Annotated in this window: 24 protein-coding genes and 1 pseudogene; 2 read left to right on the forward strand and 23 right to left on the reverse strand. The window is 43.4% G+C overall.

Translation table 11 applies throughout. The features are described 5' to 3' along the window. Positions 1-435: 435 nt before the first annotated feature. From AC2TDN_RS14755 to AC2TDN_RS14775, 5 genes are all read right to left on the reverse strand, one after another. The gene (locus AC2TDN_RS14755; RefSeq protein ID WP_484688524.1) at positions 436-783 is read right to left on the reverse strand and encodes a hypothetical protein; all 348 of its coding nucleotides are present in this window, start codon (positions 781-783) and stop codon (positions 436-438) included. 58 nt (positions 784-841) lie between these two features. Next, positions 842-1,093 (reverse strand): hypothetical protein, encoded by a 252-nt coding sequence (locus AC2TDN_RS14760; protein ID WP_484688525.1) that lies wholly within the window; start codon positions 1,091-1,093, stop codon positions 842-844. 369 nt (positions 1,094-1,462) lie between these two features. Next, on the reverse strand, positions 1,463-1,876 hold the full coding sequence (locus AC2TDN_RS14765; protein WP_484688526.1) for a hypothetical protein: 414 nt from the start codon (positions 1,874-1,876) through the stop codon (positions 1,463-1,465). Between the two features lie 71 nt (positions 1,877-1,947). Beyond that, complete coding sequence (locus AC2TDN_RS14770) at positions 1,948-2,382, reverse strand: NUDIX hydrolase (protein ID WP_484688527.1); 435 nt, start codon at positions 2,380-2,382, stop codon at positions 1,948-1,950. A 281-nt stretch (positions 2,383-2,663) separates the two neighbouring features. Further along, entirely contained in the window at positions 2,664-3,128 is a 465-nt protein-coding gene (locus tag AC2TDN_RS14775) for a VOC family protein (protein ID WP_484688528.1), read from the reverse strand. Positions 3,129-3,302: 174 nt separating this feature from the next. On the opposite strand from AC2TDN_RS14775, the pseudogene AC2TDN_RS14780 reads away from it, so the two are divergent. Continuing rightward, positions 3,303-4,209: pseudogene (locus tag AC2TDN_RS14780) on the forward strand (helix-turn-helix transcriptional regulator). A gap of 209 nt (positions 4,210-4,418) precedes the next feature. Here AC2TDN_RS14780 and AC2TDN_RS14785 read toward each other — a convergent pair. Continuing rightward, positions 4,419-4,922: a hypothetical protein gene (locus AC2TDN_RS14785; protein ID WP_484688529.1), complete on the reverse strand. Its 504-nt coding sequence runs from the start codon at positions 4,920-4,922 to the stop codon at positions 4,419-4,421. A gap of 357 nt (positions 4,923-5,279) precedes the next feature. Then, positions 5,280-6,167, reverse strand: coding sequence for an alpha/beta fold hydrolase (locus AC2TDN_RS14790; RefSeq protein WP_484688530.1), 888 nt, complete (start codon positions 6,165-6,167; stop codon positions 5,280-5,282). 288 nt (positions 6,168-6,455) lie between these two features. Here AC2TDN_RS14790 and AC2TDN_RS14795 point away from each other — a divergent pair, with 288 nt between their 5' ends. Then, positions 6,456-7,307 (forward strand): Rpn family recombination-promoting nuclease/putative transposase, encoded by an 852-nt coding sequence (locus AC2TDN_RS14795; RefSeq protein ID WP_484688531.1) that lies wholly within the window; start codon positions 6,456-6,458, stop codon positions 7,305-7,307. Between the two features lie 361 nt (positions 7,308-7,668). On the opposite strand, the gene AC2TDN_RS14800 is transcribed toward AC2TDN_RS14795, so the two are convergent. From AC2TDN_RS14800 to AC2TDN_RS14875, 16 genes are all read right to left on the reverse strand, one after another. Beyond that, positions 7,669-8,181, reverse strand: coding sequence for a C40 family peptidase (locus AC2TDN_RS14800; RefSeq protein WP_484688532.1), 513 nt, complete (start codon positions 8,179-8,181; stop codon positions 7,669-7,671). Positions 8,182-8,599: 418 nt separating this feature from the next. Further along, complete coding sequence (locus AC2TDN_RS14805) at positions 8,600-9,673, reverse strand: Fe(3+) ABC transporter substrate-binding protein (RefSeq protein WP_484688533.1); 1,074 nt, start codon at positions 9,671-9,673, stop codon at positions 8,600-8,602. A 36-nt stretch (positions 9,674-9,709) separates the two neighbouring features. Beyond that, positions 9,710-11,122, reverse strand: coding sequence for a HAMP domain-containing sensor histidine kinase (locus tag AC2TDN_RS14810; RefSeq protein WP_484688534.1), 1,413 nt, complete (start codon positions 11,120-11,122; stop codon positions 9,710-9,712). A gap of 2 nt (positions 11,123-11,124) precedes the next feature. Continuing rightward, positions 11,125-11,814: a response regulator transcription factor gene (locus tag AC2TDN_RS14815; protein WP_484688535.1), complete on the reverse strand. Its 690-nt coding sequence runs from the start codon at positions 11,812-11,814 to the stop codon at positions 11,125-11,127. A 131-nt stretch (positions 11,815-11,945) separates the two neighbouring features. Next, the gene (locus AC2TDN_RS14820) at positions 11,946-12,710 is read right to left on the reverse strand and encodes a Rossmann-fold NAD(P)-binding domain-containing protein (RefSeq protein ID WP_484688536.1); all 765 of its coding nucleotides are present in this window, start codon (positions 12,708-12,710) and stop codon (positions 11,946-11,948) included. 14 nt (positions 12,711-12,724) lie between these two features. Continuing rightward, complete coding sequence (locus AC2TDN_RS14825) at positions 12,725-13,639, reverse strand: FTR1 family iron permease (RefSeq protein WP_484688537.1); 915 nt, start codon at positions 13,637-13,639, stop codon at positions 12,725-12,727. 87 nt (positions 13,640-13,726) lie between these two features. After that, positions 13,727-15,208 (reverse strand): stalk domain-containing protein, encoded by a 1,482-nt coding sequence (locus AC2TDN_RS14830; RefSeq protein ID WP_484688538.1) that lies wholly within the window; start codon positions 15,206-15,208, stop codon positions 13,727-13,729. Between the two features lie 27 nt (positions 15,209-15,235). Further along, positions 15,236-16,336, reverse strand: coding sequence for a hypothetical protein (locus AC2TDN_RS14835; RefSeq protein WP_484688539.1), 1,101 nt, complete (start codon positions 16,334-16,336; stop codon positions 15,236-15,238). A 20-nt stretch (positions 16,337-16,356) separates the two neighbouring features. After that, positions 16,357-17,922, reverse strand: coding sequence for a nucleoporin-interacting protein (locus tag AC2TDN_RS14840; RefSeq protein WP_484688540.1), 1,566 nt, complete (start codon positions 17,920-17,922; stop codon positions 16,357-16,359). 25 nt (positions 17,923-17,947) lie between these two features. Further along, positions 17,948-18,721 (reverse strand): glycosyltransferase family 2 protein, encoded by a 774-nt coding sequence (locus AC2TDN_RS14845; RefSeq protein WP_484688541.1) that lies wholly within the window; start codon positions 18,719-18,721, stop codon positions 17,948-17,950. Between the two features lie 59 nt (positions 18,722-18,780). After that, positions 18,781-20,253 carry an alkaline phosphatase family protein gene (locus tag AC2TDN_RS14850; RefSeq protein ID WP_482068868.1) on the reverse strand — a complete coding sequence of 491 codons (1,473 nt, stop codon included), beginning with the start codon at positions 20,251-20,253 and terminating at the stop codon, positions 18,781-18,783. Next, entirely contained in the window at positions 20,253-21,215 is a 963-nt protein-coding gene (locus AC2TDN_RS14855) for a lysylphosphatidylglycerol synthase transmembrane domain-containing protein (RefSeq protein WP_484688542.1), read from the reverse strand. Before AC2TDN_RS14855 ends, AC2TDN_RS14850 begins: the two co-directional genes overlap by 1 nt. After that, entirely contained in the window at positions 21,212-21,574 is a 363-nt protein-coding gene (locus tag AC2TDN_RS14860; RefSeq protein WP_484688543.1) for a MarR family transcriptional regulator, read from the reverse strand. The genes AC2TDN_RS14855 and AC2TDN_RS14860 overlap by 4 nt, the downstream gene beginning before the upstream one ends. Before the next feature lie 329 nt (positions 21,575-21,903). After that, positions 21,904-23,007 carry a PAS domain-containing sensor histidine kinase gene (locus AC2TDN_RS14865; RefSeq protein ID WP_484688544.1) on the reverse strand — a complete coding sequence of 368 codons (1,104 nt, stop codon included), beginning with the start codon at positions 23,005-23,007 and terminating at the stop codon, positions 21,904-21,906. Further along, positions 23,000-23,653 (reverse strand): response regulator, encoded by a 654-nt coding sequence (locus tag AC2TDN_RS14870; RefSeq protein ID WP_482068889.1) that lies wholly within the window; start codon positions 23,651-23,653, stop codon positions 23,000-23,002. Before AC2TDN_RS14870 ends, AC2TDN_RS14865 begins: the two co-directional genes overlap by 8 nt. A gap of 82 nt (positions 23,654-23,735) precedes the next feature. Beyond that, the gene (locus AC2TDN_RS14875; RefSeq protein WP_484688545.1) at positions 23,736-24,182 is read right to left on the reverse strand and encodes a GAF domain-containing protein; all 447 of its coding nucleotides are present in this window, start codon (positions 24,180-24,182) and stop codon (positions 23,736-23,738) included. Positions 24,183-24,451: the final 269 nt, after the last annotated feature.

A 24,451-nucleotide genomic window follows, 5' to 3' on the forward strand; every position in this document is an offset into this window, starting at 1 on the left:
GCTGACCAATCAGATCGGCTGCCTTCGCCTCAACGGATAATATCAATTAACTTATTCAAAACGATGTATTCCAACACGACTATCCCTATGCAAATAAGTATATAAAACTGAAGTCTCACTGTGTTTATTCTATCCTTCCAGTATTCCTCTCTAAATAATGAGATTATATTAGGAGTGAAAGCATGCCTAATAGATTCGTTATAATCATTTTCATCTTCAAATACGGAACAGAAATTTATATATTGGAATATTTAAAAGCAGTAAAACAATGATCATAATCAGTTCATAAGTCATACTGCTTTCCTCCAAAAGTATATTTACCCTTATTTTAAAATATATGATTTTATTTGAACATAACTACCTGTTATCTGAAAAGAGTCTGCACCTGACAGCGCAGCCACGCCTTCATTATTGAACTATCGTTCTCCGGTTAGTTCAATGGCTTATAGTCCTTTTTGCAGTTGGAAACTCCACAATTTGAATGTTGAATAGATCGAAAACCGCAATAATTGCCAACGCAAAACCACTGTTCCATAACGCATGAATCCAATTTTCTTCAAATTTCTTCTTGCATTCATTAATAACAGATTGATTGATAATAATAGGAAGTGTTACAGCCATCTCTGAGTAGAGATGTTCTTTTAACACCAACTTATCAACCATCCATTTTAGCCCTGCTTTTATCCCCTGATCGGTTTCAACTGTAGCCTTCTCATGTGAGGCTATCCAGTCAAACAACTGATCTTTTCGCTCCTGAGTCATCTCTACAGTAACAGTGAACATAAAATCATCACTCTTTATAGTTTAGTTTGAAACCCCATTAGTTGAATAACTGTTGCTATTATTTCATTTGTTCAGTTATTTTAAATGCCTGATTTAAACAAGCAAGATGATTTAGTTTTACACTCATTTTGTCGTTGAACACTGTGTAAATAAGTTTCGCAAAGTCTGTTTCAGACTTACACAAGGAGCATTGCTCTGCAATTTCCCTTATTTCAATACTGTATTCGTCTTCTGGAGCTCCTCCTTCTAAAAGACCAATAGGGTCCCAGTTATTAATAACTTTCGTTAAAACCTTCAAGTCAATGCGCACCTATTTATCCACCTTTTTTGGAATTAGCAACAGGTATTATTCTGCCAGTTACTTCAATGCAGCAATGGAGCAGCCATTTGATATGCTCCCTTGTGACGTTCAACTATCATGTCCCGTTAGTTCAGCGAATTGTTCCATTCTAATCTATATCTTTTTCTCCACCCAATCTTTTCACTTCATTTTCCAAATAGTTCAGACGTCTGTGTATTCTATATATTATTGATGTGTAAGCAAGCACAATAAGTAGTATCCATGTCATGATGAATTCCCCCGCTCAATTATTTTGAATCCTTTCCTTAAAGGTTAGCAGAGCTTCAAATAATTGTCATGATATTTCAACAATTCTGCCCGTTCAACGAATATCACTCTTTAGACCCAATAAACATCTTTTAGTATTTTTTGACTTGCTTCATCAAAACCAGCAAAAACAGCCTCTTTACACGGAAATCGACCATAATTAGATATGTGTACTGGTGAAATGGTAGGACTGCTTCCGTCGCTTGAGCAAGGGAAGGTAAGAATTCTAAAACTATTTTCATCAAAACAATACACAGCGATTAACCAGTGCGATGCAAAGGAGTAATCACTTACTTGGGTTTCTTCATTCCAATATTCACTATTTAAGGATTTGTAGTCATGTTCACCAATCGGTAAAAAACTATATCTTAAAACATACCAACATGAGTTTTTATGTTTCTTGCGACTTAACCGAATGGTCTTTAGTAAGACGTTATACCTTTGTATCCAGGGTAATCTCAATTTTTTTCTCAATCTTTTCTTCATGGTTTCCCTCTTTTTCGTAACTTTGATTATGTCATGAATTATATCATTTTATATTGAGCATGACTGAAAAGTTAGTCTAAAGACTTACACCACTCAAGGGCTGCCAAGTCGACTTCATCAATGTAGCCAACATCATCGGTTAAATTCCAGAAAAAAAATTTATCTATTTCATCATTTTCTTTAATCGGAACTATGTATTCCAGATCAGCAAAGTAAATCGGATTATACTTAATTGCTCTATCTGGTTTCCTAACCTTCAGTAAACCTTTAAAATCCATATCGTGGACAACCTGCGTTGTTTCCTCTATAAGCTCTCGTATCGCGCATTCTTTAGCTGTTTCACCATCATCTATTCCCCGGCTGGCACTTCCCACTGTTTTCTCCATATCATAGAAGCTAACCACTGCGTATGAACTTGCCAACGGCTTATAATTTATTAGTTCATGTTCATTCATTGACATGCACTCTAAAAACTCGTAGCCATGTTTATTAATAATAGATGTCAATTAATACCCTCCATCATTCCAAATTGCACCATAGGTTTTTTTGAGCTTTCTTGACAAGAAGTATATCACCTATCATTATCGTAAAGTTCCCAGTTAGTTGAACGACGAGCCAGGTTACTTGTGTGAAAAAAATATGCATATCCAGGCGGCTTTTCAAATAGTAAAACCGTCAGTCGTAAAATAAGTATTAGACTGGCCCCAACTATAAAAACAGCGGTAGCCTTGGACTAGAAAATAGAGCCCAAGACTGCCGCTATTGAAAGACCATTTTTTTGAATGAGTTACTGTTTGTTGGATATAACTCTATCAAGAAACTTATCTGCGTCACTATTGAACTTCCAAACAACACCAAATTTATCAACCAACATTCCAAAGCAGGAAGACCAAGGCATTTCTGATAACGGCATGATAACATAACCACCTTCAGACAAATTAGAAAAGTAATTTTCCAGTGTCTGTTTATCATCAATAACGATACTAATTAGTATATTGTTGCCTATAACCAACTCGCCCGTTACCTTTTTCATCGAAGGCAGAATATCCGACATCATTATTTTTCCACCAGCGAATTCTAAAGATGACTCCATAATCAAATTCAACTCATTTTCTGGCAAAGGGTAGTTTGGATCTTGTGGAATATCCTTAAATTTCACTTTTTTTACTTTACTTGAATTCAGAGCCTCTGAATAAAACGCAATGACCTGCTCTGTATTCCCATCAAAGTTTAAATATGCAATAACTGACATGAAAAAACCTCCTTCTTGTAATACATGAAGTATAAGCTATAATAGGTGACAGCTTATTTGTCACCTATTATAGCTTTGTATAAATTTATTTTTTTGTCTAAAAAGGATTCTCAGAAGGTTTTGTGAGTTTTCATAAATGGGTTGGCTTATTACGGTTCGAGCCGGAGGGATAATATGGAGAAAATCGAAAGGTTAATATCTATAGTAATGATTTTGCTGCAAAAGGATGTTGTTTCAACGACCGAGTTCTCACAATTATTTAACATGTCTAAAAGAACGATTCTACGTGATATGGAAACCCTGAGTCTTTCTAATATACCTATTTATTCTATAAATGGAGTTCACGGCGGCTACGGGATTATGGATGAATACAAATTAGACAAACGGCTTTTAAGCAGTAAAGACTTAGAAAATATCTTAACAGCACTGGGTGGATTGGGACAAGTTCTATTTAGTGATGAAGTAGAACTAACTCTTAAAAAAATGGAAGCGATGATAGGCTCAGCATCCTGGAAAAGTTCCATTAACATGTCATTTTATGATTGGGAGGGTCGGTCTGAGATTCTTCAAACCTTGCAGACATGTCAAGAATCAATATTAAAGAGAAAGTTAATTTCATTTGATTATATTGATAAAAATGGCATTAAAACGAATAGAATTGTCGAGCCATATCAGCTTCATTTTAGCGAAACGAGTTGGTATTTGAAGGGATTCTGTTTACATCGTCAGAAATATAGAACATTTAAATTATATAGGATTGCTAATCTTAATATGGATGAAAAAACATTTAACCCTAGAGATTATCTATTAGAACAAGAGCATGAAGCAAGTTATCAACCGCAACTAGTCGCTATTAAGGCGTTGATTTCACCTAGCGTAAAAGATCAATTCATTCAAAGGTACGGTCGAAATAGTATTGAAAACTATAGTTCTGAATATTTCTTAGCAACAATTTATGTTCCTCAAAATTGGATTTCAATTTTTAGCAAGTTTCGGTACAAATCTAGAAATAGTAGAGCCCAAAACATATGTTGAAGAATTTCGAGATTATTTAAATAAAATGATAGATAAATATTCTTAATAAGGCCACATGAGAAATCGATGACGCTCTCCTTCCCATGAGAGGTTATCCAGTCAAGTAACTGATCTTTTCGCTCCTGAGTCATCTCCACAGTAACAGTGAACATAAAATCATCACGCTTTTATAGTTTAGTTTGAAACCCATTAGACTTAGTAGTACGTGATTATTGAACTATACTTCCAGTTAGTTTAGAGACTGTGCTATACTCTTTATTTGTTAACTAAAAAGGGAACCGTCTTCATACTTACTTTTTTATTTTCAGATTCTATCTTAAATAATAGTTCTTCCTTTGCTGCTGTAAAAATTCGAATTGGGTTACGCATAGAAACGAATAGCTCGCCTTCAGAATTCGGCTTAAATAATACTTCATCTTCCAGTGATCCAACCCTTATATTTACGTTCTCTATTGGACCAAACATCACTCCAGAAGAGATACCATTATCTACTATTAGAGAAACTGTATATTTTTCTCCAGGATTCAATCCTTCCGCGTAAATAATACAATCAGCACCACTTTCTTCAAAAATAATAATTGCTCGTCCTATTCCACTTTCAAAAGGTAGTTCTTGCAACTGCTGAGGCTTTGATAATTTTAAGACTTCATTTTTCGTTGTTTTTTCAACCTTAGGTTCCGTATTGGAACATCCAATAGAAACTACCAATAATGCTACTATAACTAATAGCCGAAGTGTTATTTTATAAGTTGTTTGCATTTATAGACTTCCTATCATATTTTGTAAGTATAGTCGTATTAAAACAAAGCCTAGTTGCGTCCTGACTTGGTATATATATGTAACGGTCTCATCCATTTGAATTTCAATTTCATTTATTAGATCATCTAATTTTACCGCTGCTTTTTCTTCATTTCACACCTGTCCTTTCATTGATATCCCTTACAGTTTATTCAATATACCTGAATAAATCAAAGAGGAGATGCTTTTAGAAAATGCAACTCCTCCTGACTATTGTTATCCCTTAGCTTAGCAGTTACCTTTTCGATCATTTCACGAATCTTGGCGGATTACGGATCGATCTTGCTCTGTCCACACAATAAAATGCTCTTCAGCACGTCAGTCCCGGCCCGCCTCGTAAAACTTCTGAGCCACCATCTCCGGCCTTGTGCGAGTATCCGTAATGTGGTCCCCATCACCAACGATAAGGCGGAATTGGCCGAGCCGTGTGGACATATGCGGATGCCAGCCGAAGCCCTCTCCTTGTGGCAATGCATTATCTTGATAAAAATATACATAACTTCTCGGTATAGGCAACTCATAGAACGCTTTAAGATCCAGCTTCTCGAAAAACGGTCTAGCCGGTTCCGGAGTGACACCTGCATACATCCGTCTGGCTTCCTCCAATGTGGCCGTATTGACGAACAAATCCCGAAACAGCGGAAACGGAAGCATGATCGTATCATCCTTCGAGCCGGCTCTGAGTTGCTCGAATCCTTGTCTCGTTTGAGGCGGTAACTCGTCGGCAAGAGATTCACCATCTTTCAGTACGAACGCGTCCCAGAAGACGAGGCGCTTGATGCGATCCGGTACCTGTTCTGCAACCTTTTGGATGACAGTTCCGCCGAAGCTGTGCCCGACGAGAACGAAGTTGCGTAGGTTCAGTTTCGTTATGAAATCAACGACGGACTTCGTGATCATCGCATGCGTAACATCTTTGTTCGGATCTTTGCCGTGACCTGCGTATTCCGGCGTATAGACGGCATGCCCTTGACTGCGCAGCACCGCCGCTACGCCGTCCCAGAAGTGAGAGTCAGACCAAGAGCCATGTACAAGCACGAAGGTAAGCCGTTGTTGTGCGGGTACACGGTATCTTTCATCCCATTCGAGGCCACCATTGCTCCTGAGCCACCATCCTTCAGAATAAGGGGAATTATAATAACGGCGGGGCGTAAACCAATAATCAGGATTGGGGAATTGATGAATTTCTTGGAGATAAGGAAACATGTACAAGACATCCTCTCAAATCGACATATATAATCAGCTTATGCCCATTGCGTTTGGGAGGTTCCCACACTCGATCCGCCGAAAAAAAGCCGCCACCCGACCCCAACCACCAGTGTGATATGGCTCACCGCAACGATTGATATGGTAAACTCGGATGGTTCATATATTTCCTTACAATAGCTTATAACTGATCAAGCAGATACGCGAATTCACTAACAAGCGTGTCTGCTTGATGTGTCTAAGAACTTTGCTACGTGATATACTAATAATGAATGAAGTTGATTACGGATGAACAGACTGCTCGATCCTCGAAATGATTTTTTATTCAAACGCATCTTCGGTAGTGAAGAAAACCGGGATGTGTTGCTTGCATTCTTAAACACAACATTTATCGATGCTGGTAGGCCGCCGCTAACCGAAATCATTCTGTTGAATCCTTATACCGAAAAGGACGCTCCCCGTGATAAGCAGTCCATTCTTGACATGCGTGGTAAAACAGCCGAAGGTGAACTCATCAATGTTGAGATGCAACTGTTCAACAAATATGACACTGAGAAACGAACCATGTTTTATTGGAGCAAGCTATACAGCGGACAGTTACAAGAGAGCCAATCCTATAAAGTGTTGAAAAAATGCGTGACCATCAACATATTAAATTATTCATTCCTGCCAAACGATCAATATCATAATGTGTTTCATTTACGTGAAGACCGTACTGGCATTCCACTTATTGATGATATAGAACTACATTTTCTCGAATTGCCAAAGCTCGGTGAGCACGCTGCCCCCGTCGAAAGCGGCGGATTGATAAATTGGTTACTGTTCTTGAAGGGTGTCGATAAATCCAATTGGGAGGTGCTGACGATGAACGAACCAGTATTGAAAAAGGCTATGGATACGTTAGAATTTCTTAGTCAGGATGCAGAGGCCCGCAGATTGTATGAAGACAGACAGAAATACCTGCATGATGAGGCTTCTATGATTGAAGGGGCACTAGCTGAAGGCCAAGCTCGTGGTGAACGAAGAAAAACAGTTGAAATGGCTTTAGAGCTTCTCTCTCATGGTGTCGAAATCTCCATAATCGCTAAAGCCTCAGGGTTATCTGAGTCTGAAATCTTGGCTATGAAGAAGCACAATTAAATAGCCTGCCCGAAAAGAGCCGTTTAACAAAAACAGGCTCTTTTATTATGCTAAAGTTCTCATAAAACGGTTACCATTCCCGCAGCTCCCAGATCCGAAAAATCCGGAAACGCTAGACAAGCTGTTGCCTTGGTCAACATCACTACCGCTGACTTGCCACGTGTTTAAATCTTAATCCAGCTTATCCTAGCTCTCATCTGATGACAAGGTGGGGGCTATTTGACGCTTACATCTATATAGACTATTAATTTCCCCGTTCTAATCCTTCTTATTCGGAAAATAAAAACGAAAAAAATCACTCCTAATCCCATTTGAGGATTGAGTGATCTTTTTTCCTTCAAATCTTAAAGATATCGCGCTCCTACTTAATTACCCGTCTTGCTACAATAAATCTATCTTTGTAATAGTTGTTTTTATAAATGTTTGTAATAATAACATCTCTCTTGGCGGTAATGTTATGAATCATTTTTCCGTCGCCAATGTAGATTCCAACATGACCGACATCCTTTTTGTTTTTACTGTTGAGCCAAAAGAAAACCAGGTCGCCTTTTTTTAAGTTTCTCCATGAAACCTTCTGACCAACTCTTGCTTGATCGTCATCATCTTTATTAACAAGTTTGACACCGACATTTGCAAGTCTGTACGCAAGATATGTGAAGCCCGAACAGTCTGTTCTATATGGTGCACGGGTTTCTTGTCTATTTTTCCAGTTTACATATTCGACCTTATTTTTCAAAGACAGTGCTGTTTGGACAACCTTATTTCTTTTGGCATCTACAGATGAAGCAGCATCGACACTCGCTAATAATGAGGAAGCTGGCAAACTGACGGCTAACATCAAGATTGCGATTTTTGTTTTAAATCCTTTTTTCATAATCTATTATCTCTCCCTTTTGTTAGTCTCATATGTATTATAAATATCTTTTATAAGAGCATTAAACCAGCAAAAATTGGTATGTAAACGTCTTCTATGTGTTAATGGTTAGAAAAAACCAGCAGTAATGCACCTTTTATTCTTTTTAGGGAGAGTTGGCATTAAGGATGAATATTTTCTTTCTTGTTGTATACTTTACGGTGTGTTACAATGAAATACTTTGTGGTGAATGGTATCAATTTTTAAATAGCGAGGTCTACTACTACTAGCTCGAGGCGTTCAAAGGATTAGGGCAACTGACCTGCTCGTAAGTTAAAAAAAACGGCAGCCATTATGTCGGCAGCCGTTTCTTATGTTTATTGAGCAATCGTAACCCGTTTAGCGTCTGATAAACGCCATGTTCCACCTAATTACGTCATCAAGTCCAATTCACTCTTTTAAAGATTTCAATCGCCTTTTGCCGGTAAACTTCCATATCAGCGAAATCAAGCTGCTGCGACTTGAAAGCCCCCCAGGATTTGATAGGCGCTGGCACCTCTGCTTCTTCATTGACCGGGAATTCATAACTCCCATGCACCAATAGCGTTTGGCCTTCCTTACTAGTCATATATTCAACCAGCTTTAATGCATTGTCTCTGTTCTTCGAATGGCGAACGAGCCCGATCCCGCTGATGTTGAGATGTGTACCCGTCGTCTCCTGATTGGGAAAAAAAACACCCAAGCCTTCCGCTATTCGTACTTCTTCGGCATCTTTAGAGGCGGCAAGCTGCCCCACATAATAAGTATTCATAATAGCCACATCACCGATGCCTTCAGCAATGGCACTAGCTTGGTCGCGATCCCCGCCTTCCGGCTTACGCGCGAAGTTGTTCACGATTCCTCTGGCCCACTGCTCTGCTTGCTCTTCTCCGTTTATAGAAATAAATGAAGCAAGCAATGACTGGTTGTATAGATTGGAATACGATCTAACCAGCACTTTGCCCTTCCACTTTTCTTCAGTCAAGCTTTCGTATGTCGATAATTCTTCCGGCTTAACCCTATCCTTCGCATACACGATGACCCGGGCCCGCGTAGCAACGCCAATCCAGACATCTTCCGGATCACGCCACTTGGCCGGTACTTGCTGGTCAATAACTTTGGAGCGCAGCGGCTGCAGCACATTCTCGCCCTTGGCATAGTTTAAGACGCCTCCGTCAACGGTAAAGAACAAATCCGCCTCGGAATCCTCTCCCTCCTGCTTTATCCGAGCTACCAATTCCTCCGCCGTGCCTTTGATTTCATTGACCTTTATTCCTGTTTTCTCCGTAAAAGCCTCGAACATGACAGAATCGGCCTCATAATGCCTAGCCGTATATACCGTGACATCGCCGTGTTCCTTATCTGTCTCGTGTACAATTGGCTCGGAATGATTTTGAGGTTCCCCGCTGCCGCCTCCAAGCCCGCATGCCGTACAGACGATAGAAAGAAATAATACGATCAACAACTTTCTCAAGCTTCTTCCTCCTCAATCATTTACCGTACCCGGTTTCTATTCGTGAACTAGACTAGGCAAGCTGATGGTTACCGTTGTACCGGAAAGCTCCTCGGAACGGAGGGCAAGCGTACCCTGATAGCGGTCAATTAATCTCTTGGCAATTGCAAGACCTAGCCCATTGCCGCCCTGATCACGGCATCTTGCTTTATCTACTCGATAGAACCTGTCCGTAACGTACGGTAAATCCTTAGCAGGAATCCCCATGCCATAATCGACGATTTCAATATCCATCTGTTGCTCACTCGCGTAGGCTTTGACGGATATGACTTTATGCTGCAGAGAGTATTTAACGGCATTGTCTAAAATAATGAGTAAAATTTGCTCCAGATGCTCGTTGGAAATCATCAAGCTCGTGCCAGCAATCCGCTCCAAATCGGTTTCCAGTTCGAAATCAGGATGAATCAGAGCGAAGCGATCTACAATTCTTTCTATTACTTTCGAAGGATTGGTCAGCAATGACTCGTAGACATGAATATCCTGCTCAGCGCGAGATAAGGCCAGCAATTCCAAGACAAGCCCCTTTAGCCTTGCAAACTCTTGAAGTGAGGCATCAAGCGATTCGCTCAAAATAACAGGGTCTTCCTTCCCCCATCTGCGCAGCAGAGCTAGATGGCCTTCGATGATGGCCACTGGCGTCCTCAGCTCGTGGGAAGCATCCTCGACAAACCTGCTTTGCTGACGGAATGAATCCTCTACCTGGTCCATCATATCGTTAAACATCATCATTAATGTTGATATTTCATCTCCATTTAAAGCAGGCCGCATTCTTTCCTGCATCCCCTTGTTCTTGATGTCTCTCATAGTCTGAGCCATCGCCTGCAGCGGCTTAAGCATACTTCGCGTAAGCAGCCAACCGACCAAAAAACTTAACAAGACTGCGCCTAAAGCGAAATAAAACATAACCCGTGATATTGTCTTTGTTAAATCCTCGAATTGTGCCAAGCTCTTTACAATTTCCACTGAGCCGGAAAACTCGAATATCGTTAGAGGACTTTTCATGACCAATAAGGAGTATCCGTCCTGCCTGTAAATACTAATCTCTTGCTGCGAGTTTGATTGGTGCTTCATCCAATCGTCCGGCACGTTATTGGTTATCGTTATGAGGGGAATATTATCGGCTCCAATGATGCGAATCCGTTGATCGTCTCGATTTATTTTATCCAAATAATTCCTTATATTCACCTTGTTTTCGGGCTTAAATTCCTCTTCCTGTTCGAGAAAATAGTTCAAAATTTCATTCATGCTGTTCTGCACGTTCTTCTTCTCGCGATGAATAATCCATTTCTCCATAATGACGTACTGCAGCGTGTTATATCCGACGAACAGCACCATAATGAGCACGGTTGACCATAATGTCAGCTTGAACTTAATCGGCATTCGAAAGAAGAAGCTCGTCCATTTTTTCAAGCTCATTTTCTCATCACGTATCCGATCCCTCTCAAGGTTTGTATATAGCTGGTTTCACCCGGATAGTCGATCTTGCGACGCAAATATCTAACGTATACATCCACAACATTCGTATCAACAGCTACCTCAAAGCCCCATACTTTATCCAACAATGTCTCACGGTTAAGCACCCGGTTCGTATTGCTTAAAAACACCGTGAGCAGATCATATTCGCGTTTGGTCAGTTCGATCGGCATACCCGCTCGGCAAACCATTCTTCTATTGGGATCCAGGCTCAAATCCAAATAGGCGAGGATGGGAAGCCGATCCTTCTCATCTTCCTTGTACAATTCCCGCTGTCTTCGAAACACTACCCTCATCCGTGCCAGCAGCTCTTCTATAGCAAACGGTTTTGGCAAATAATCGTCAGCTCCGCAGTCCAGTCCGTGTACACGTTCCGATACGCTGTCTCTTGCGCTTAACATAATAATAGGCGTGTATTTATGGGAACGAACCCGCCGGCATATCTCGAGACCATCCATGCCAGGCAGCATAATATCGAGGAGAATAATATCCCAATCTTCAGTGAGCGCAAAGTTCAGCCCTACATGGCCTTCAGAAGCAACCGTTACAGAGAAAGACTCGTGCTGAAGTTCAAGCTCGATAAATCGCGACATATTTTTCTCGTCTTCAATTAGCAATACTTTTTTCATTACGCCTTTTCCCCCCGCAAGACTAAAGCCATGTCCTGATATTGGCCGTAACATTTGTATAGGTTATACTTTCCTTTTATTGAAAATGATTATCATTATTATATATATTTTATTCGATAACCGTATGCCATTCAATCATTATTTTTAATAAATTGTTCATTTCTAAGCCGCAGAGACCGCATTAATCCTACATTTATGCCTTTCTCGTCCGCTTGATGGAGAATCGCGTTCAAGTCCTTAGGAAGACACTTTCCGGAGAAGCCGCGATTGTCCTCATAGACGAAGGTGTGGCTTCTGCCTATTCTTGGATCTTCCAGCCACACTTCCCTCAGCCTGGAGTAATCGACATCAAAAGCTTGCGCAATATCGTAAAATTCATTGCAAAAAGTTACCTTCAGCGCCAAATAGCAATTTTCCATATATTTCGCCAGCTCCGCGGTACGAGCCTCCGTTAGCACGAATTTAACCTCCGCGTTGCATACGCTTTGATAAGCTTTTACGGCAAGGTTAACATCCCCTGATGAACCGCCAAGCGTCAGCCAGCTTCTCGCAGCGAGGTCCGTGAACGGATGCGCTGCCGTTTCTCCGTAATATTCGGGCTGAAAGACAATCCTTTTGCCTGTTGCCTCAATCTGACTGTCGGTGAAACCAACGGGGACGGTAGATCGAATAATAATAACCGAGGCATCCAGCCAAGTTAGTACTTCCTTCACAGTAGCGGTGTCGCAGCTGCCGTCTGCTGCTTCAGGCGTGGGCACGCATATAAATGCGGCATCGCAGCAGGAAAGCTCCTCCCGGCTCCCCATTCCCAAAGGCCCGTCGTAAACCGTCGCATCCGGGAATAGTTTGAACATCGCTTTACCGACATGGCCAAAGCCTATGATTCCGATTTTCATCTTCCCCACGCTCCTTATAGAGACTCTGTAGACTGCGTGCTCTCGTATCGTTTTTTCTGCAAACCAAGCAGAATGAGTATTATCAGATAATATGCCCAGTATAGGACAAATTCTTCAATGGACGGATTTTGTGTATAGCCGAGAAATGCTTTAAAGAAAATGCCAACTTGCCCGTTAATCAAGGGGTGCTCGCCGTTATCGCGAATATACTGCATTTCGTCAAGAGGATGCTCAGGCATGAACGCAGTCAGGTTGTAAATCTCGCCAACCTCGCCGCCAGGCGTTTTGAAGAGCGTGCCCATCATTCCGATATCCTGCATGATCCCGACAGCTTGTACAAGCAGTCCTCCTGCAATCATGACCAGGAATATGCTGGTGATACGGAAAAAGGTTTTAAGCTGAATTTTTTTCGTTCCTTTAAAAAATAAATAGCCTACAACGAAAGCTAATATGAGCCCGAACAACGCCCCCCAGCTTTGCAACGCTAATTGGATATCTCCGCCTGTAATCGCAGCGAAAAAAAACACGGTTTCCACGCCTTCCCTTACGACAACCAGGAAGGAATGGATAATCATATTCAGCACCCCGCCGACGGTAAGGATCGAGGCTATTTTATTCTCGACCTGTCCTTGCAAATTCCGGCTTTGCTGGCTCATGAATAAGACCATATGAGATAGAAGTACGCAGGAGACGAGCATAATGCCAATCTTCAAATAATTTTGGCTGCCCATCGTTCCGAATCCGGTTAATACCGTTTGAAACACTAATGCGGTGCCATAGCTCGCCGCCAGCGCGAGGACAACTCCGACCCAAACCCATTTGTTCCACTGCGTCTGGCCAATCCTCTTTAGATAGGTCATGATAACACCCACAATTAAAATGGCTTCGAGCGCTTCACGAAACGTAATCAGAAAGGACTGCAAATTCATCTTTAAGCCCCCGTTCTTTTTGTAAAATATAATGGCGGAAGACACCTGCGTTATATGCGCAGGCGTCTCCCGTTACGAGATTATGAATTATCTGAGAATAATGATTTCATTCTTTTCGTAGAAAACGCCTTTTCCGAACAACTCAGCGACTGCGCGCAGTGGAATAAACGAGCTGCCTTTCTCCACAACGACCGACTGGTCCAGCTTAACCGTTTCGTTAAGTTTACCGTCTTGAACGATTTGATCGGAACCAACCTTCAGCTCGGTCTTTTTGCCGTCTTTTACAATCGTAACCGTCTTCGTATTATTCGCGTAGCTTACTTCAGCATTGATCGCATCTGCAATTAAGCGAACGGGAACCAGTGTCCGGGAAGTCTTCTTATTGATATAAGGGGCGCTTACCGCCGTACGGGACTGTCCATCGACCTTATACGTTTTTTCATTGACTGCAATTTGAGTGCCGTCTTTCACTACAAGGTACTTCAGCATTTTAAAGGAAGCAGCTTTGGCTGAAGGAAGATCCGACTTATCGATAGCGTCAGCGAACTTCTGTGCATACGCCGCTGCTGCTGCATATTCTTCCTTCGTGAAGAATACTTCCTGTGTAGACAAGAACATATTGCCTTCCATTGCATAGCCGCGTGCGCCTTGCAGATCACCGTCAGCTAATTTCGCAAATGCATTCGTTACGTACTCAGATACTTTGCCAATCATCGTACGCTGTAGAGCTGCCTGAATTTTTTCTTTATCCACTTTACTAGCATCTCCAGATGCGAATGCATTCAAAACGTAATTTGCATCCTCCACGCTTCCTCCTCTTAAATAGGTGTATACAGGGAGGAAAAGGAAGTAGCCTTCCGTAACGGCAGTCGGCTGGTCAGCGACAGGCTTGGTAGGAATGTTCGTTGCATAAGTAAAGGTTGCAAGCGTGTAAGTTTTGATTATTGTTTTATCCAAAACTTGCCGATGCACGTTGAAATCATTTACATTCTTATCTTCTAGATCCTTCAGCAGCTGCTCGATTGTTCCTTTCAGAATGCCGACCATGTCTAGTCCGTACGCACTATCCCGTTTGGTTACTGTACTTTGAATGACACCTTCATAAATTTGCACGACCTTGTAAAATTCAGTCTTTGCGGAATTGAAATCTTCTTTCGCCAGTGCCGGTCTTACATTCTTGCTGATCAAATCACGTAAACTGAAGTAGAAGTACCATTGGAGCCCTTTATCTACAGCTTGCTTAGCTTGACCCGCAGAAAGCGTTCCTTTAATGGCATTGTCCAGCACAAAAGAAATATTCTCATCGATCTTAGGATCGTCAGGCTTGATTGTAGCGTCAATTCGTTTAACATCCGTTTGGAACTTATCCACGTAAAATTGTTGAACTGCTTTAAGATCCGTCTTGTCCGTGAACAAAGCCTTGATTTCCGTAAAAGCCTTTATTTTTGCGGCGATATCCGCATCCTCAGTAATTTTGAATTTCGATTCCGCGCTAACCGCGGAAGCCAACATAAAGAAGGAAGAAAGAACCAATGATAGACTGACTAAGATGGATAATAATTTACGCATTTTCATCTCTCCTAAATAAAGTTTTTTTTACAATAAACCTTTTTTACGAATAAACCATATAACCCCGGCACCAACAATAATGACGCCCGCGATAGCGAATAGCGTAACGAATGAATTCGTTTTGTCCGTCCGCTCCATCGGAGCATGCCCCTCTTCCTGCGCCGCTTGCTCAGATGCAGCAACCGTTGAATCGGAGGAGCTCGGCTCATCTAACACTTCCTCCGATGTTCCTTGGTTAACGGTTGCGTCGGATGCTGCAGGTTCTTCCCCTGATCCCTCGGTTGCCGGTGCCTCAGCCGTTGGTTCTGCCTCCGGGCTTGCCGATACCAATTGCTCCGGATTGGAGCTTGGAGCTGTGCTCGGTGTTGGCGAGGCTGCTGCCGCTTCTTCTTCTACAGCAGCAGCCTTCTCGCTCGGGGAAGGCTTAACAGTAGATACTGGTGCCTTGCTTGCTGTCGGTTTCTGTGTAGCGATAGGTTTCGGAGCAGCAGCAGGTTCCTTAACGGGCTTCTCCTTGCCTAGTTCTGCAGCTGCCGGCTTAACATACGCCTTGTAAGGAAACTGCGGCTTAACCTTCCCGTAAATAAAGTTTACCTTTTGTTTAAAGGTTTCCGGATCGGCCTCCTTCTCTCCTACCCCGAACAAACCGGGATTGCCGAGCGCCTCCAAGGCTTCATCGAAAGCATGATTGAGATCATCCGTGCCGGATTCCATATAGGGCGATAACGTATCAAAGGTTGCCTTCGCTTTGGCCAGAAGCAGCTTGGCACCGGCATAGTCGCTCACATCCTTCAGCGCATACGTGAATCGGCGATCCAAATTCATAACTAGAACGGCTTTGTAGTTAGCCGTTAATAGCTTGCTGTCCTTCGCTTCAACATTTTTGTCGAGCGTAATCGCAACGGCTTCGCCAAAATGCGATTTGATCTCCGAGCGCCTTACTTTATGAGCCTCTTCGATACTTTTCCAATCAGGATTACTCCCGCTTGCTGAACTGACGATGAGCTTGAAGGTCTCGGCAACATCCTCCGTATTAGCATCCCCATAGGAGTACGCCGAAACCTGAGCCGGTGAGAGCCATAGCAATAATACAACCACCGCCAGCCCGCATCGAAACCATTTTGACACTTGTACACTCTCCTTCTGTCTTACTCGTTTTTCATTTGTTGCTCCCCCGGTCTCATCCATTCATAAAGGGTAATCCGTGAATAAACCGGGTCAAATAAATCCTCTGACACAAATTCGGCAATAGGAATGACTTGCAAACCCGCACCTTCATGCTGCTGCACAAAACCTTCCAACACATGATCCGTCAAAAACACCCGTTGCCTTGTTCCCGTCTGAGCTAGCGAATGAAAATAATCGAAGGTCAAAATCTTCCGATGCTCGTAGCTCGCTTGCAAGTAGCGGAGTACCCGCGTTTCTTCCCAAGTGTACAGAACGAGCGGTTGCTTCAACGATTCCATATAGTCGTTCAATTGATAGACAGCAGGCTTTTGCTCGGCTTGAAGCTTAAGCAGATGTGCTCCAACCGCGAATTGAATGGCGATTACGGCAGCTAAGGCCAGATAGATCGCTGCCGCTGCAGCCTTGCCCCACTGCCAGCCTCGGATGCCGTCCGAAGCTCTGCTTAATAATTGCGCCGTTCTAAAAGCTGCAGTATAAAGGACCAGAAGCATTGGACCAGCAACTGGTGCAATATGGCGGGGCTTTTCAATATTTTGGCCTAATAAAACCCAAACCCCGTAGGCAATCAGACAAACCAGCAGCCATTTGCCGAATTTTCTATCGGAAAAAGAATTCTCAACGCCGCCTTTTAGCTTCCACATACCCAAACCAGTCAAAGCTAAAAGCAATATATAAAACACAGCCAATACTGCCGAACGGCTAAACCATACATCCCGAATCAGGTGATCGGTGACGAGCGTTACAAATCGTGTGACGATTGGTACTTTCAAGTCTGCGACCCCGCCGCCCCATTCGGAGAAATGTCCCGAAACAAATGCGATGGACAGCTTCCAAAACCCCTGCAGCGTGCCTTCGGACTGGATTAGCCCTGCGATCCAAATGAACTGGGCGCCTCCAGCGGCTGCAATCGCCATAATCAGTCTTCGCAGCCTAGTGCGGCTGTCTGCAAGACTCGTGTATTGGAAGACTAGCAGCAGCACCAAGGCAATGCCAAAAGGGAAGTAAGATAATCGAATTCCCATTAGGATGCTAAATAATAGCAGCACTGCCCCTAGGCGGGCATTGGAATGCGGGCGATCTGCCGCCCATCGCACACTCCAGAGATACCACCATAGCACGGCGATTCCCGCACATTCTGACATGGGACGCGAGCCCATAAGCCACAAGTACGGCAAGGATAGAATACCTACAGCTGTCCAGATTGCAGGGGCCAGCCCTATGTATCGCCTGGCTAGCCAAGTAATAGGAAGCGCTGCGCTTAAAGCTAATGCTGCATTCCAAATCATCAAGGATTGAACTGGGTCCGTCACCCACTTATGAACCAGCTTTGCTCCTGCAATGAAATACGGGTACCCCGGAAAATGAGGCTGCATGGCCAGCAAGTCGTACCGATCCACCGCGAGTACAAAATCCACTTCGTCCCATGAGCGTACAAAAGGGCTGGCAAAAAACAAATTAGAACAGAAGATTATAATAAGGAAAATAGAAGCTGCACTTATCGATAAATGGCGGACGAGTCGATGCACGATTTCCTGACCTCCTCTAGTCCGGTTACCGCAACGCTTGCTGACTCGGAGCTTCATGCACTTGCCTGTTCGGTGCAACATAGGTGGTGCGAAGGGCAGGACGCTTCATTTCCTTATAAATAGCCGGTATGACGGATGTGACATATTGACGAAATTTAATGAAGGACTGTCCCTGTGTCCTCACCCTGTAAGCAATAGGAACCTCTTGGAGACGGAAGCCCTTCCTCAGCAAATTCAAAGTCAGCACTTGGGCATAGTTGTAATCGTGAATAATTTCCGCGCATTCCATCGCTTCCCGAGAAAAGCCTCTCATGCCGGACTGGCCGTCATATATCCATTTGCGCAGCAGCACGGACTGGAGCAGCGTAAACAAGTAATTGCCTAGCCTGCGATGCAGCTTCATCCCTGCAATGCTCCCTTTAAACCGCGAACCGAATGTGTAGTCTGCCACTCTATCTATAATTGGAGCGACAACCTCAGGAATTTGCTCGGGCGGATACTCGTTGTCTGCATCAATCATCAAGCCAATATCCGCATCCAGCAGGCAGCATTGCCTAAGTCCCTCTCTAACGGCAGCCCCTAATCCCCTGTTCGTTCCAAAAGAATATACATAATCAGCTCCAGCCTGCCTAGCCACCGCTACTGTTCGGTCCTTCGATCCATCGTCGATAATGACGACTTGCACGTCATAGCTCGGATGGAAGTGTCTCGGGACGCGCTCAATGACGCTCGCAATATTGTCTTCTTCATTATGCGCAGGTATAAATACGATGAGCTTCTTGTTACGGGTGGATTTCATAGCATTCCTCTTTTCATTAAGCCATTTCCTTGAGGCTGAGGTTAAGGTGAAGCCCCGGATTAACGCTTGAACGCATCCGTCAACACTTGTCCCCGGCTAGCGCCTGGATAAGGAGCGCCTAATAAATAGGCGAGCGTCGGCGCCATAGAAATTAAGGAGTGTCTCTCATCGACTCTGCAGCCTTGGCGTATGGTTGGACCATGCAGGAAAAATGGTACAAACCGTTCTCCTTCATCCAGATGACCATGTCCGCCAATACCGTCTGCTTGCCCGTGATCGGCGCATACGATCAACGTTGTATTTTCCATCATGCCTTGGTCTGTCAGCCACAAGGCAAACTCCTCAATCAGCCTATCGGCTTCGGCAATTTTCTGTAAATATTCATCGTATAATACGCCCATGCTGTGACCGGTTTGATCGACAGCGATCATCTGAACAACGAATAAATCCGGATTTTGCTCGGCCATTATTTTTTTGGAGCGGTCAATGATATTGCGGTCGGCTTTGTCATTGTGCATAACAGCCGTTACGCTCTCCACATCGTCGCCCATGGAGTCGATCAGATGAGCGATACCGAGCAAGCGACCTCTCTTTCCTACCTTTCGCAGAGAGTCGAAAATACTTTCCACCCGAATGCCAAGCTTCCATACCATATTGGAACGAATGCCATGGTCTTTAGGATGAGCTCCGGTAAACATGGAAGAAAAACAAACGACCGTTCTTGCCGGATAAACCGTCTCCATCTGCGTGTACTCGGTTCCTTCCAGCCGCAGCTTCTTGAGAAACGGGGCATCGGCTTCTTCAAAGCGCTCCTTGCGCATGCCGTCAATGACAATTACGATGACCTTCTCATTCACAGCCTTTCCCGTCCTATCAGGCGCTTCTGTGAATCCAGTCGTCTCTTTGGGTTTCCAATCGAACAGGTTAGCATGCAAAATCCAGCTATATAGACATAAGCAAGCTGTGAATAGGCCAAGTAAAACAACCTCATCCGCGAACCCGGCAGCGGGCCAAGGACGCTCTCCAGAGAAATACAGCAATCCGTAAAAATAATTCCACAGAAGCAACAGCAGCAGCAGCTTAGGCAGCTGTTCCTGTGCATTGCCGCTAGTCGAATCGCTGTTCTTGAGCACTAGCTTCCAGAAGCGCTTAAAGTTCCACCATGACGTACCGATCCGCATTCGGTAATAAAACGTTCCCCAGAAAAACACGGTAAAGAAGAAATACAATCCAATTGCCGTCGCATGTAGAGAAAGATTGTGGGGTTCCCATAAAAGCAGTGCAGCTACAAGCGGCAGCCACAAATAGCTCCGGAGAAAAAGCGGGAAATCGAAATAATAGAATAAAAAGAACAAAGGTAATATGAGCAGCAGACTTAAGCCGGCACCAGCCCAGAAACGACTGTCCAGCCATTGATCTGACCGATACAGCAAAAATACGGATGCGGCAAAAATCGGCGTAAACGGCTTGCCCTCATTTAGAAGGTTCCAGCATCTAGCAGCGACAATCTCAAAAGGGGAAGCCTGTTTCATCACAATGTCCTTTCGCGCGCATGATTCTTATTTAGAGAAGGCTTTCGCGGTATTTGAATCCACTTCTTGGCTTCGCGCAGACCAATTGGCATTCGGATCAAAGAATAAGAACCTAGAATAAAGGCGACCGCGAATTTAAATGCATGTGTCAGCAAAGCAGTGGCATAGGCTTCTTCCCAGCTAACGCCAAGCACTGCGAGCGAACCGCTTAATGTACTCTCGTAGGTTCCTATTCCACCCGGTGTAACATGAAAGATCTGGCCTGCGATGGTTACGCTATTAACCCAAATCGATGAAGCCGCGCTTAACGGTATGTCACCCATGCGGGCAATACCAAACAAAATTACTGCTTCCAGTATCCAGCTCACTGCAACAAGGATTAGGATATAAGGGCCTTGCTTTGACATTACGATTGCTTTGAGCTGCTCCCAGTGTCGATTTACAAATGGCCAGCGCCGAATCGGCAACCATTTCAAGGCCACTGCTGCAATAATGACCAATGCTCCCATGACAGCAAACGCAAGCCAAGATACAGCCATTCCTAGCCACAACATGCCAAAGGCAGCAATCGCTCCAAGCACAAACATGTCAGTCAAACGCATAATCACGACTGTATGGAGAGCATTATCCCATCTCATGCTCGCCTTTTTCATTAAAATACCTGCCCGTACAAGGTCACCAACCTTGATTGGCAGCAGGTGATTGACCAACAGGCTGTAAAAGATACCATGAAGATAAAGTCCGATTGCGTGTTCACGGCCTGCGTACGCTTGCCAGGCTGCCGCTTTGAGAACAAAGGATAGAAGATAAACGACAAACATGAATATTAGCCAACCCGGCTGAACAAGCACCACGTGTAACCGTTCAAACAGTTGGTGTAGATCGAACAAACGCCAGCTCAGGAGTAAAAAAACAATGAAAAGGAAAAGTCCGGCTAGTCCAGTGAGTTTTCGCCCCATCATCCCACTATGGAGCCATTTGACCGCTTAGGCTCTTGGGCAAAATCGAGATTCGGGTTGCGCTCCAGCCACTTTAGCCGCTCGCGCTTCGCTTCCTCCCAGACCCGGAATCCGGTTTTCGTAATCTTCATATATTGACCGTCATCCTCTGCTCTCACGATAAAGCCGCTGGCGGTCAGACTCTGAGTCACTTTGCTTACTGCATGTACGTTCATCGTCAGAATATCCGCGAGTTCCTTCGACGTTATCGTTCCTCTTTCAATGAGGATTTCCAGAACTCTGTATTTGCTGCGTTGTGAACGTGGTTTCCTTTGTGCATGTTTTTGATACTTTCCGGCCTTGATTAGCGTCTGAGCGTTCAACCCTCCACCTCCTTCAAAGCTTACCTTCCGGGCATGTCTACCTATGTTTTGATAATGATTATCATTCCGAAGTCATTTGCAATTATATCGAATGAAAATGAGAGAATGATGTGAAAAAATATTTTTTTTGTAATCTACAAATAAACCCTCGGAAATACAAAAAGTCCCGATGCCTTAATACTCATCGGGACTTTCCTATTAATAATCAAATTTTCGTCATTTATGTAATAAATGTTTGACGTGTAATCGTAATAATCTCATATAATTGTTTGCTAAGCGCTAGATTGCTCGGCTTGATCAGTTACAAGCTTTATTATTCGTTATAATATTTATCTCGGTATCGTCAAAACTACTGTTGTGCCTTTCCCTACTTCTGAAGAGATGTCCATCTTGCCGCCAATGCTCTTGGCTCTTTCCTCCATACTAAAGAGACCGACACCTTTGGAACTGCTATTTCTCGCAAAGCCATTCCCTTTATCCTCAATTCGTACCTCTATATATGATTCCTTGTCGCGAACGGCCACATTGGCCTCTGACACGTCTGCATACTTCGCAATATTCGTAAGAGCTTCCTGGATGACTCTATAGATCGTTGATTCTTCAAGAGCCCCTAACCGCTTGTGCAAGCTGTTTTCCAGTTTTACACTTATGCCATAGTGGCCTGTATAATTTTCGATATAAGTACGAATGGCAGGGAGAACGCCTAAATCATCCAATACGGAAGGACGAATTTGCCACGCAAGACTTCGTACTTCTTCAATGATGCTGGAAACATTTTGCCGGAGCTGCGCTATTTCCGAATCAGGTTCCTCTATGATCAATCTGTCCATCTGAATTAATAGGGAAAACAAACTCTGCCCAATACCATCATGCAGCTCGCGAGAGAACTTTCTACGTTCCTCTTCCTGAATTTGCAGCACCTTCGACATCATAATCTGCAGTTCTTCCTCTACCCGCTTCAGCTCCGTCACTTCATTACGAATCGCCAAATATTGGTATGGTTTTCCTTCCGCATCGACAAAAGGCACAATCGTTGTATCTACCCAATAGAAAGATCCATCTTTCGCCTTGTTTTTGATCTCTCCGCGCCACACCTTGCCTGAAGAAATAGATTTCCATAAGTCCGACATAAACGCTTTGTCATGATGACTGGAATTAATGATTCTGTGGTCATTCCCCAAAAGCTCTTTACGAGGATATTTGGAAATTTCGCAAAATTTATCGTTAACGTATTGAATATTCCCTTTAGCGTCAGTGACTGCAACTATGGAAGACTCGTCAAGCGCAAACTTCACATCGGATAGCTGCTTAAGGGATTGTTTCAGGTCTTGAAGAAGCGCGGTCTCCGAAATATGATTGTCTAGACGAGCTAGCAATTGGTTAACATTCTCGCCAATCACTTCCGGATAGTGGCTTTCCTGATCCTTATTCAAAGTTCAACAATCCCTTCCTTGCCGCATACTTCACCAATTCCGGCCTTGTTTTCAGTTCTAACTTTTCCATAACATTGCTTTTATGGGATTCCACCGTTTTCACACTAATAATCAACTGTTCAGCAATTTCTTTGTTGGAAAAACCTTTCGCAATGAGAGCCAATATTTCCCTCTCGCGTTCCGAAAGCGTTTCAAACGTATCCCTATTCTCACCATTCTTAATCCGGTCCATATATTCATTCATCAGCCTCTTGGTGGCTGTAGGGTATAGATATGCATTTCCTGCTGCGACAGAGCGAATAGCTGTCAACAACTCGTCATGCGGGGCGCTTTTCAATATATATCCTGAAGCTCCGACATGTATGGCTCTAAATAAGTACTCATCATCATCATGCATAGTGAGAATAAGAATAGCCAAATCGGGCATCAATTGACGTAATTTTTCCGTAGCCATTAAGCCATCCATGCCAAGAGGCATGTTCAGATCCATTAATACAACATCCGGTTTAAGCAATTGCGCAGCCTGTATGCCTGCTTCGCCATCAGCCGCTTCCCCAATGACTTCTATATTATGTTTCCCGTTCAGCAGCATCATAAGTCCTGATCTTACGACAGCATGATCGTCCACTACCAAAATTTTCAGCATTCCATCCTCCATTTCGACGCGGCTCATTCCGCACATTTCGTGTCTTAATCATAACAAAAAAAATGAATTCCGTTAATGGAATTCATTTCGTCATATCTTCGTTATGTTCTTCTATATATGACATCAGTATGCGGAGGCTTTCCTGGGCTGCACGTATTTCATCTTCTTCATATCTGGCTCGTGTTCGCTTTCCGATAAACAGCAACCCTCTCATTAGGGAACTATCGTTAATGATTGACGGAAAGACGGTTGCCGCTTGTAATTGTTCAGCTAACATAACCGGGCATTCGCGTCTTTCTTGAACAAGCTTCGGATTCGCATCATCGAGCTTCACCCATCTGCCCAGGCGCAGCGCGGCTCCAGCCAATCCTTGCCCCGACTTGATCACCATATGCTGATAGCGATTGTTGCTGTTGCCCACAGCGTACTTCCATTTCAAAGGTGCGGTTTTATCTATAAAAGGAGCCAATGCGACAAAATCGCTCGAAGTTAGTTTTCGTATCTGTTCTAATTCTTCTATAATGTTCATCCTAGTGCTTCCCATCCCGGCCACTTCCAATTTTTTAAGCCATGCCAAACTCCCTCACTAACCATTGTAGACGATTATTAATTTCTTGTAAGTCAGGGAAAACCCTGATTTACGCATCAGGGTTTTTACTTATCGGAGGCTCGGGAAAGTAAGGGTTTGAACTGTGATATTCCTCACACCTTCGTAGGGAATATCGCTGCAAAAGATCAGTGGAACTCCCGATTAACAAAAATAGTAAAAACTCTTATCATAAAAGTAGCAAACAATGT

The sequence above is a fragment of the Paenibacillus sp. Y660 genome, from assembly GCF_057221575.1.